This window comes from Taylorella asinigenitalis MCE3 (assembly GCF_000226625.1).
Lineage (GTDB): Bacteria > Pseudomonadota > Gammaproteobacteria > Burkholderiales > Burkholderiaceae_B > Taylorella > Taylorella asinigenitalis.
The window spans coordinates 548,698-557,208 of the sequence record NC_016043.1 but is presented as its reverse complement, the minus strand read 5'-3'; the positions used below and the strand labels follow the sequence as shown (position 1 = coordinate 557,208).

Genomic DNA, 8,511 nt, shown 5'->3' with positions numbered 1-8,511 from the left:
AGCAGCATTAAAATTTTTAGCACTTAGCCACCATCCAAGATATGCACCCCCCCCCTGTAGGTTGAATCATACCAGAAAGTTTACCTGTTAAGATTTTACTTTCCCCTGCCCCCGCAACAATAGGTCCTTCGCCCGCATTATCACCCCAAGGTCCATTAGAATCTGTAGGTACTCCGTCAGCAGCTGGATCAAATCTCAAAGTTGTCAAATCCACAGTAGTTGTCTGTGCAAGCACACCCATTGCCATCCCACTGAGGGCTAAAGAAGCGATTAATTTTTTAGTGCTTACATTCTTACAGTAACCTCGGGCAAATTCATTTACTGCAACCCATGAACCAAGTGTTTTGTTATATACAACCTTGAAAATTTTGTTCATACAACCCTCAATTAGAAATTATTATTTAAAAATCAAACCCCGTAATTTTAGGAAATTAAAATTACAAATATTGAAACATTGTAAGATTTTTTAATAGGTTCTATATAGAACTTATCTATGTGTAACAAAAATAAACCCACCGTTTCGGTGGGTCATAATGAAAATTCTAACTTATAGACTACTAAAAAAATCTTTTACTTTGTTTGTCCAATGCTTATTTTGAGGTGAATTTTTTCCCGAATTCTTCTCAATTGTCGCATCAAACTGACGTAGCAAATCTTTCTGCTCATCGCTTAAATTAACAGGCGTTTCGATATGAACATGACAGTAAAGATCACCAGGCACAGAAGAGCGTACACCTTGAATACCCTTACCTTTTAAGCGGAATACCTTACCTGATTGCGTACCTTCAGCAACAGTAATATTCGCTTTGCCCTGAAGAGTGGGCACTTCCTGAGCTAATGAGCGAAGCAGATTGCCTATCCAGACCCATTGCTCGCGAAGCGAAGAAGCCAACAAAAAAAGTACTAAATACGAAAATAAATGCGTAGGCAATGCCCTCGTATCCCACAAGCATTATTTGATCAAGCGTTATCCTAAAACCATACAATATGATTCCTAGACGAAGAGCCTCTCTCGTACACTTTGCGTAAACGCCGCTTAAAACTACAAGATTGAGAATGCGGGGAAAGATATTACCGACTAAGGCTCCAAGCAAAAGTGTCTCGTCAGTTACAGCTCAAGAAAACACCACAAATTTGCAGTCCGATTTTCTTGCAAAATTGTATGTAGCTGTTCTTGAAAGCGACGGCAAAGCTAAATCTACGGATGTTGTTTATGGAGCGGCCTCAAGTCGATTAAAAGATTCTTTGTTGAAACTTGAGAAATCAACACGCAACGGTAATTCTTGCGGTGTAAAAGAAAATATTATGTGGAATGCGGATAAGCCCGATTTCAATCAATCAATCACATTTAGTGAAATCACAAAAATATTTTGCTCGCTAAAATCGGAGAATCTGAGGTTGTGATCTGGGATGTGAATTGCTTAAGTTCTGGAGCTTGCGAAATTAACGATGTGTATTTAGATGGTGGCTCTTTGAATAAAAGCGTAAGCAAGAACTGCAAATAATTTTTTTGCATATGATTAAGCCCACCTGAGACGGTGAGTTCTTCATTTTCAAAAAACAAAAAAAATTAATTTTTTTTATTCTTACCTCTAAAAAAATTAATAATATCAGTTAGAGTAAATGTCTTCGAAAAACCCATAGATTTACTCTTAGATATCTCCCTAGTTTTACCTATTGATATACCATCAGAGCTTAAAGCGATATCCATATCTTTGAGCCTATCAGAGATAGTATTCACAATTCCATCAACTTTAGACCCCAAGTTATTTATTGTTCTATGTAACATCTCTAGAAAATCCTTGGGACTTTCTATGTAGATTTCTGGATTAAATAATTCCAAAAATTTAGCATCTTCAATACCTTTATATTTTTTCTGGAATTCTTCAATTTCGTTATTAAGCTTTTGTTTTTCACTTTCGGAAATATTATCTAAATACTTCCCTATTAAATCCTCTAATTCATCCGAATTAGTAAGTTGTTTGTAGTTTTTATTTAAATAGCTTTTAAGCAAATTATATAGATATGGAAAATCTTGACTATAAATATCCTCTAATCCATCCACTTGTTCATTTAAAGACTTTTTAAAGAATGAGCCAGAAGAAAAAAGTTCAAACTCATTACCCATAATAGGATAAGAATTTATAACCCTATATCCCTTGGACTCATTTGAATCCTTCTTCAATATAAAACATGCTAAATTTGTGAGAAGACTTTGATTCTCAGGTTTCCTTTGAACAGTTCCAACATTTTTGAAATCCCTATACTCTATATATAACAACTGATTTTCATTGAGCTTTAACCACTTCTGAATTTTTTCATCGTTAGCTGCCAATGCTGCTATTTGTAATTTTTCCTTTTCATCGTTACTATTGAATGAAGATTCATAAAGTGAATAAGTTTTCATTGCTGTCAGTTTCCTTTGCTCAAAATACCTGCGATTTTCTTAGCTTGCGAAATTAAATACTGATTGTTTTTATGAAGACGCTTCTGCTCCGATGTGCTCATACCCCCACCTTCCTCTCCAACTTTCGAGGTAAGAAGGTCCATCCTACGAAAGCGAGAGTTTATGGCCGAAAGAGCCTTAGATATTTTCCGTCTCTCAGATTTAGAAAGCAAATCATATATGCCGTGCCCCGTTTTGCGGCCAAATCTTTGTCCAAACAATATATCTAAAAAACTGTTGTATGCAGAGCGATCCATATCATCAATCTTTACTATATTTTTATTGATATAGTTTGCAAGGCCGTTACGTATAGCCAATAAATTATTTTTCGTATTTAAATTTCTTGCGTCGTTATGTAGTTTTCCCAAAAAAGCCGCTCTGTAGAGCCCCTTATCTCCAATAATACTTGCACTCCATGCATCTGAGATTAAAGTAAGCTTCCCCTTTAGCTCGGTGGCAATGCTTAAGGCCCTATCCCGCTTTTCAAAAAAGTCATCAGACTTAATAACGTCTTCCAACTTTTCAAAATCCTCATAAATCCGCTTCTTTGGATTACCATACTTCTCATAAACCCAACCCGAAGATGCATCTATCGGACCACCCATGTTTTCAAATATAGCCGTCAGTCCAAAAGCATCAAAAGCAGTATCAAAAGACGATCTAACTGCCTCGATATCATTGATTTGAGCACTGGTTATGGCATACTCAAGATCATTTAGAGCATTTAAACTATTTTCATAATATCGATAAGCCGTGTTCGCATAATTGGTGAGCACTTTAACTGGAGTCACCTCTCCAAAGCTATTTATAAGCTGCTTTAGATGATTGTGTCCTGGGCCTACATGCACCTGTGCTGCGTTTTGTGCTTCAATAGTATTTAAATTACCTGACACCATGGGCTGTGCATAAACCCCACCCACAGCCGTAACGAAAAAAATGAAAAGATTAAAAAATTTAAGCATAAACTATATAGCTTTAGTTTTTCTATTGAGCCAATCTAGTGCCTGCCCCGAAAGATGCCTAGAGAGTCGTTCTCGAACTTGCTCATGATATTTATTAAGCCACTCTCTTTCAGCACAATCAAGAAGACCAATATCAACGCATGAAGTCTCTATCGGACACAATGTTAGCGTCTCAAATTTTAAAGTCTCAACAAATTCAGTCTTTTGTGCAGGAATGTTTGCAACTAAATTTTCTATGCGCACCCCCCATTTTCCTGGCCTATATACACCTGGCTCATTTGATGTAATCATGCCGCCGTACATTTCCGTATGGTTCATTTTGTATGCCTTGTAGGCAATGACCTGCGGCCCCTCATGCACATTTAAAAAATATCCAACACCATGACCAGTGCCGTGCCCGTATTCAAGCCCAGCTTTCCATAGTGGCAATCTGGCAATGCTATCGAGTAGCGGCGATGGATATCCTACTGGAAATTCGGCCATCGCTAATTGAATATGTGCCTTAAGAACGTAAGTATAGTCTTTAACTTGCTCCTCAGAGACAACACCCACAGGTACTACACGAGTGATATCCGTGGTACCGCCAAGATATTGAGCCCCAGAATCAATAAGCAAAAAGCCATCGCCATTAATAAGTGAGAATGATTCTTCTGTAGCCCTATAGTGTGGCATCGCACCATTTGCATTAAATCCCGCAATTGTCGCAAAGCTAGGACTTACATATCCTTTGCGTTTTGAACGATACTCTAAAAGTTTTTCGTTAATTGTAAGTTCTGAAATTTCTTCACCTTTGCTGAAGGCCGCTTCAAACCATGCAAAAAATTCACACAATGCAGCTCCATCCTCTTCCATGGTCAATCGAATATGGCTTAATTCATGGTCTGTTTTGCGTGATTTTAATAGCCGCGATGGATTAATTATCTCAACTATCCCACCTTTATAAGCACTAACAGAACCAAGTGCAACACGATCAGGATCCACCATAAGCTTAGAGATATCCATAGAGCTTATAAATTCCTTAAGATCATCATAATTAGCAGTTTGAACTCCATGCCCTTCCAAATAGGTGGCAATGTTCTCGTCCACTTTCTCCAAATCTATAAATAACACCACCTTATCTTTGAATATAGCTAGATGAGCAAGAAACACTGGATTGTATGCGACATCATTGCCACGTAAATTAAGAATCCAAGCAATATCATCCAAGGACGAAACTAAATGCCAACCACCATCATCAAGTTTTAGTTCATCTCGAACCAATTTAATTTTTTGTGAAGCATCGAGGTCATAATAATTTTTATCGTGCTTAAATATTTTTTGAGACGGCAATTTAGATCGATCTGTCCATAGAGGCTGTAATAGGTCCTCTTCAGTATTTATATTAATGCCCTTACTCTCCAATTCATCGCGGTATATATTGGCTGTTTTGAGGGAAACCATATCGGGGTTAAATCCTAAAACAGCAGATGGTTTAAGGGATAAAGATAGATATTCAGTCAAAGTAGGAACACCAGCCTCACCAGCTCTCATCAATTCAATGCCTGAGCCGTTCAATTGTTTAGATGCTTGCTCCCAGTAGCGACTATCCACCCACAAGCCTGCAAAATCATCTGTTACTAGAACTGTGCCTACCGAGCCCGTAAAACCACTTAACCATACTCTTTGCTGCCAGTAAGCAGGTAGATATTCGGATAGATGAGGATCTGCAGAGTGCACAATCCAAGCATCTATACCTTTAGCTTTCATAGAACTGCGTAATGCTTTAATGCGATCTGTAGGTAAATTCATGGATATTTCCGTTATTTAGGGTAATCTACTATTATAGTTAGAAGTAATTTTTGTAAAATCAAAAGTTTAATAATTTACACAAATTACAAGAGGTAATAGATGTCTTCACGCGAGTCTATGGAATATGATGTGGTCGTTGTTGGTGCTGGGCCTGCAGGTTTAGCTACTGCTATTCGGTTAAAACAAATAAACCCAGATATTTCTGTTTGCGTTTTAGAGAAAGGAAGTGAGGTTGGGGCTCATATCATGTCTGGAGCGATAATGGATCCCATTGCCATAAATGAATTATTTCCAAATTGGAAGGAATTATCTGCTCCTCTAAAGGTTGAAGTTAAAGAAGATGAATTCTTTTTTTTAACAGAGACTAAGTCTTATAAAGTTCCTGCTTTTTTGCTTCCACCCTGTTTTAAAAACGAGGGTAACTATATTGTTCGATTAGGAGATGTAGTTAAATGGCTTGGCCAACAAGCAGAGTCTTTAGGAGTAGAGATATTTCCTGGATTTGCCGCCGCTGAAGTTTTATATCATGAAGATGGTTCGGTTAAGGGTGTGGCTACAGGTGATATGGGCCTTAACGAGGATGGGTCTCCTTCAGCTAATTATCAACAAGGCATGGAACTACATGCGAAATTCACTATATTTGCTGAAGGTTCGCGAGGTCAGCTAGGACGCGAGCTTATCGGCAAATTTGCATTGGATGCGAATTCTGACCCACAAACTTACAACATTGGCTTTAAGGAATTATGGGAAGTTAAGCCCGAGAACTTTAGGCCAGGACTTGTTGTACACACTGGTGGTTGGCCTATGCCTACGGACACATACGGTGGCTCTTTTATATATCATTTAGATAATAATTTGGTTGCTGTTGGTTATGCGATTGGACTTAATTATTCCAATCCATATATGTCACCATTCGAGGAATTTCAGAGATTTAAAACACATCCTGTAATTAGAAAAACGTTTGAGGGCGGAAAACGATTATCTTATGGAGCTCGGGCTATTACTGCAGGTGGATTATTAAGCTTGCCTAAATTTGTATTCCCAGGCGGTGCATTGGTAGGTTGTGAAGCTGGCTTCTTAAACGCTTCTCGGATAAAAGGTAGCCATGCGGCGATAAAGACTGGGATGATGGCGGCGGAGGCCATTGCCACAAACTTAAGTTCTGGATCGGAATCGAATGTTATTACGGATTATGAAGTGAAGTTTAAAGATTCGTGGCTTTATAAGGAACTTAAGCAATCACGTAACTTTAAGCAGTGGTTTAAGAAAGGCTTGTTTGTTGGTACATTAATGACAGGCTTAGAGCAAAAATTTTTGCAGAATGCGATTCCTTGGACTATACATAATAAAAAAACGGATCATGAGTCGCTTAAGCCTTCAAGCGAATGCAAAAAAATCGACTACCCTAAGCCTGACGGTGTCTTAAGCTTTGATAGACTTAGCTCAGTATTTCTCACAAATACGAATCATGAGGAAAACCAACCTTGTCACCTTAAACTTAAGGATAAGGAAATTCCTGTTTCAGTCAATTTAAAAATTTATGCGGGACCAGAACAAAGGTATTGTCCTGCGGCTGTTTATGAATTTTTAGATGTGGGTGGAGAACAAAAATTAAGGATAAATTCTCAGAATTGTATTCACTGTAAAACTTGTGATATCAAGGATCCTAAGCAGAATATTGTGTGGACTGCCCCACAAGGCGGCGAGGGCCCAGTTTATAACGGGATGTAATTTTTTAAATTTCAAGTAAAGTGCTTGTAAACTTAACGAAATTTTCATAAAATCCTACAAAATGTACGTGTATTTCTGCTAGCTATAATTTAAATTTATGAATCCGCCTAAGTCTTTGAAATCTTTTGTTTTTTTGAATTTAAAAGATGCCAAGCCTAATTTTCAACTAAAAAATATTTGTTGTATTTTAGGGATGGCATCTTCTTTTGGTCTAATTCCTCTATCTGTTCAAGCACAAACTATTGGCCAACTTGACCAATCTATGGACTTAACGGTACCTCAATCAGAAGATCAAATTTCAAACATTATTTCAAACGTATCACTGCCACTTTCGGATTCGACTCCTAGTAGTCTCTCTTCTGTTCCTGGTCAAGCTTCGTTAACTGAAGAAGAATTAACTGAGACTAAAGAAATAGTGGATGCTTTAAACCCTGACCCTATTCAAAGCTTGATAGAACACGAAAATTTGTCGGATATACACGTAGATTTGGAATCGGAAGCATTGCCATCTGAATCAAAAGAGCAACCTAGCAAGCTAGTACAGGGAGCTTTAAACTATATCGGAGTTAAATATCGCTATGGCGGCACTACTCCGAGTGGATTCGATTGCTCTGGACTAATTTACTACACAGCAGATAAATACATGGGCATTAAGCTTCCACGAGTCGCATCTAATATGGCTAAGGTAGGCACGGAAGTTTCACGCGATAATATGAGACCAGGCGATTTAGTATTCTTCAATACGCGTGGACGCAGAAACTCTCATGTGGGCATCTACGTGGGGGATAATAAATTTTTACACGCACCAAGAACAGGGGCTAAGGTTAGAATCGAAAATATTTCTACTTACTGGTCAAAAAGATTCAACGGTGCTAGAAGAATAAATTAATTTAAATTTTCTATAGGATGCTATGTCCTAAAGGGATAGCAAATTTGATTAAGGGAGGTACTGAACCTCCCTTATTATTTGAAGTAGAGCATTTTTAGGGTGGGCTCTTCTTTAATAAAAACGCTTAGACTATGTCCCTGCTCCCCTATTTTTATTCCAAACAAAGAACAAAAAACCACCAAGGCCACAAGCAGCATAAGAAAATTATTTAGTGCTTTCATAACTTTCTCCTATTTGGACAGCGCTCACATAAATGTGGACATTGCTCAAGAGCCGTCTGTAAACTACAAACCGATCTCTTACATGCAACAATTGGTATATTTTGTTTTTCTGCAACGCTTCTAAAAGATTTCATGACATTGTGTCCTAAAAAATCTGTTAATAAAACCACAATATCCGTTCCTGATGGCAATGACAGAACTTTCTTCTGATGTGCTGGATCTCGACCAGTTATGTGTTTATTAATTTTTATATTATGTGCTTTGAGGATATCGGGAAGCTTGCCTAATTTGTCCGCTCCGACTATCACAGCATTCATTTGAATTAATTCCATATAAGCTCTTTAATTGATAATGATTCTCATTAACCTTAATTCTAAATTAGAATGATTCTCATTTCAACATTTTTTTATATTTGAAGTTAATTGTATTTTTTGTATAATTTGATTTTTAAACAATCGTTTGTTTTATACAAGT

10 protein-coding genes and 1 pseudogene are annotated in these 8,511 nt (G+C 37.6%); 3 read left to right on the top strand and 8 right to left on the bottom strand.

Annotated features, from left to right (window positions below; genetic code table 11):
* Positions 1-16: 16 nt before the first annotated feature.
* The 3 genes and pseudogenes from TASI_RS02750 to TASI_RS07780 all read right to left on the bottom strand — a co-directional run bounded on the left by TASI_RS02750 (position 17) and on the right by TASI_RS07780 (position 1,094).
* Complete coding sequence (locus TASI_RS02750; protein WP_014111236.1) at positions 17-376, bottom strand: ESPR domain-containing protein; 360 nt, start codon at positions 374-376, stop codon at positions 17-19.
* Between the two features lie 171 nt (positions 377-547).
* Positions 548-829, bottom strand: a pseudogene (locus TASI_RS02745) (DnaJ C-terminal domain-containing protein); the annotation flags it as partial.
* Positions 786-1,094, bottom strand: coding sequence for a putative sulfate exporter family transporter (locus TASI_RS07780; RefSeq protein WP_081462449.1), 309 nt, complete (start codon positions 1,092-1,094; stop codon positions 786-788). The pseudogene TASI_RS02745 and the gene TASI_RS07780, both read right to left, overlap by 44 nt.
* Here TASI_RS07780 and TASI_RS02740 point away from each other — a divergent pair.
* Positions 1,057-1,404: a hypothetical protein gene (locus TASI_RS02740; RefSeq protein WP_228359762.1), complete on the top strand. Its 348-nt coding sequence runs from the start codon at positions 1,057-1,059 to the stop codon at positions 1,402-1,404. The two genes, TASI_RS07780 and TASI_RS02740, sit on opposite strands and share 38 nt — an antisense overlap.
* A gap of 166 nt (positions 1,405-1,570) precedes the next feature.
* Here the strand turns inward: TASI_RS02740 and TASI_RS02735 are convergent, their stop codons facing one another.
* The 3 genes from TASI_RS02735 to TASI_RS02725 are packed head-to-tail and all read right to left on the bottom strand — an operon-like array spanning position 1,571 to position 5,196.
* Entirely contained in the window at positions 1,571-2,407 is an 837-nt protein-coding gene (locus TASI_RS02735; protein ID WP_014111232.1) for an RNase A-like domain-containing protein, read from the bottom strand.
* A 5-nt stretch (positions 2,408-2,412) separates the two neighbouring features.
* The gene (locus TASI_RS02730; protein WP_014111231.1) at positions 2,413-3,408 is read right to left on the bottom strand and encodes a hypothetical protein; all 996 of its coding nucleotides are present in this window, start codon (positions 3,406-3,408) and stop codon (positions 2,413-2,415) included.
* A gap of 3 nt (positions 3,409-3,411) precedes the next feature.
* Positions 3,412-5,196, bottom strand: a complete 1,785-nt coding sequence (locus TASI_RS02725) for an aminopeptidase P family protein (protein WP_014111230.1) — start codon at positions 5,194-5,196, stop codon at positions 3,412-3,414.
* A 99-nt stretch (positions 5,197-5,295) separates the two neighbouring features.
* On the opposite strand from TASI_RS02725, the gene TASI_RS02720 reads away from it, so the two are divergent.
* Positions 5,296-6,927: an electron transfer flavoprotein-ubiquinone oxidoreductase gene (locus TASI_RS02720; protein WP_014111229.1), complete on the top strand. Its 1,632-nt coding sequence runs from the start codon at positions 5,296-5,298 to the stop codon at positions 6,925-6,927.
* A 193-nt stretch (positions 6,928-7,120) separates the two neighbouring features.
* The gene (locus TASI_RS02715; protein ID WP_420804476.1) at positions 7,121-7,816 is read left to right on the top strand and encodes a C40 family peptidase; all 696 of its coding nucleotides are present in this window, start codon (positions 7,121-7,123) and stop codon (positions 7,814-7,816) included.
* A 74-nt stretch (positions 7,817-7,890) separates the two neighbouring features.
* Here the strand turns inward: TASI_RS02715 and TASI_RS07935 are convergent, their stop codons facing one another.
* Both TASI_RS07935 and TASI_RS02705 read right to left on the bottom strand, forming a co-directional pair.
* Positions 7,891-8,037, bottom strand: a complete 147-nt coding sequence (locus TASI_RS07935) for a hypothetical protein (protein WP_014111227.1) — start codon at positions 8,035-8,037, stop codon at positions 7,891-7,893.
* Complete coding sequence (locus TASI_RS02705) at positions 8,034-8,369, bottom strand: DUF2325 domain-containing protein (protein WP_014111226.1); 336 nt, start codon at positions 8,367-8,369, stop codon at positions 8,034-8,036. Before TASI_RS02705 ends, TASI_RS07935 begins: the two co-directional genes overlap by 4 nt.
* Positions 8,370-8,511 lie beyond the last annotated feature (142 nt).

Excerpts from the sequence above, each read along its gene's own strand:
- TASI_RS07935 (WP_014111227.1), bottom strand. The coding sequence starts at position 8,037 with ATGAAAGCACTAAATAATTTTCTTATGCTGCTTGTGGCCTTGGTGGTT.
- TASI_RS02725 (WP_014111230.1), bottom strand. The coding sequence starts at position 5,196 with ATGAATTTACCTACAGATCGCATTAAAGCATTACGCAGTTCTATGAAA.
- TASI_RS02715 (WP_420804476.1), top strand. The coding sequence starts at position 7,121 with ATGGCATCTTCTTTTGGTCTAATTCCTCTATCTGTTCAAGCACAAACT.
- TASI_RS02730 (WP_014111231.1), bottom strand. The coding sequence starts at position 3,408 with ATGCTTAAATTTTTTAATCTTTTCATTTTTTTCGTTACGGCTGTGGGT.
- TASI_RS02705 (WP_014111226.1), bottom strand. The coding sequence starts at position 8,369 with ATGGAATTAATTCAAATGAATGCTGTGATAGTCGGAGCGGACAAATTA.
- TASI_RS02735 (WP_014111232.1), bottom strand. The coding sequence starts at position 2,407 with ATGAAAACTTATTCACTTTATGAATCTTCATTCAATAGTAACGATGAA.
- TASI_RS02740 (WP_228359762.1), top strand. The coding sequence starts at position 1,057 with ATGCGGGGAAAGATATTACCGACTAAGGCTCCAAGCAAAAGTGTCTCG.
- TASI_RS02750 (WP_014111236.1), bottom strand. The coding sequence starts at position 376 with ATGAACAAAATTTTCAAGGTTGTATATAACAAAACACTTGGTTCATGG.
- TASI_RS02720 (WP_014111229.1), top strand. The coding sequence starts at position 5,296 with ATGTCTTCACGCGAGTCTATGGAATATGATGTGGTCGTTGTTGGTGCT.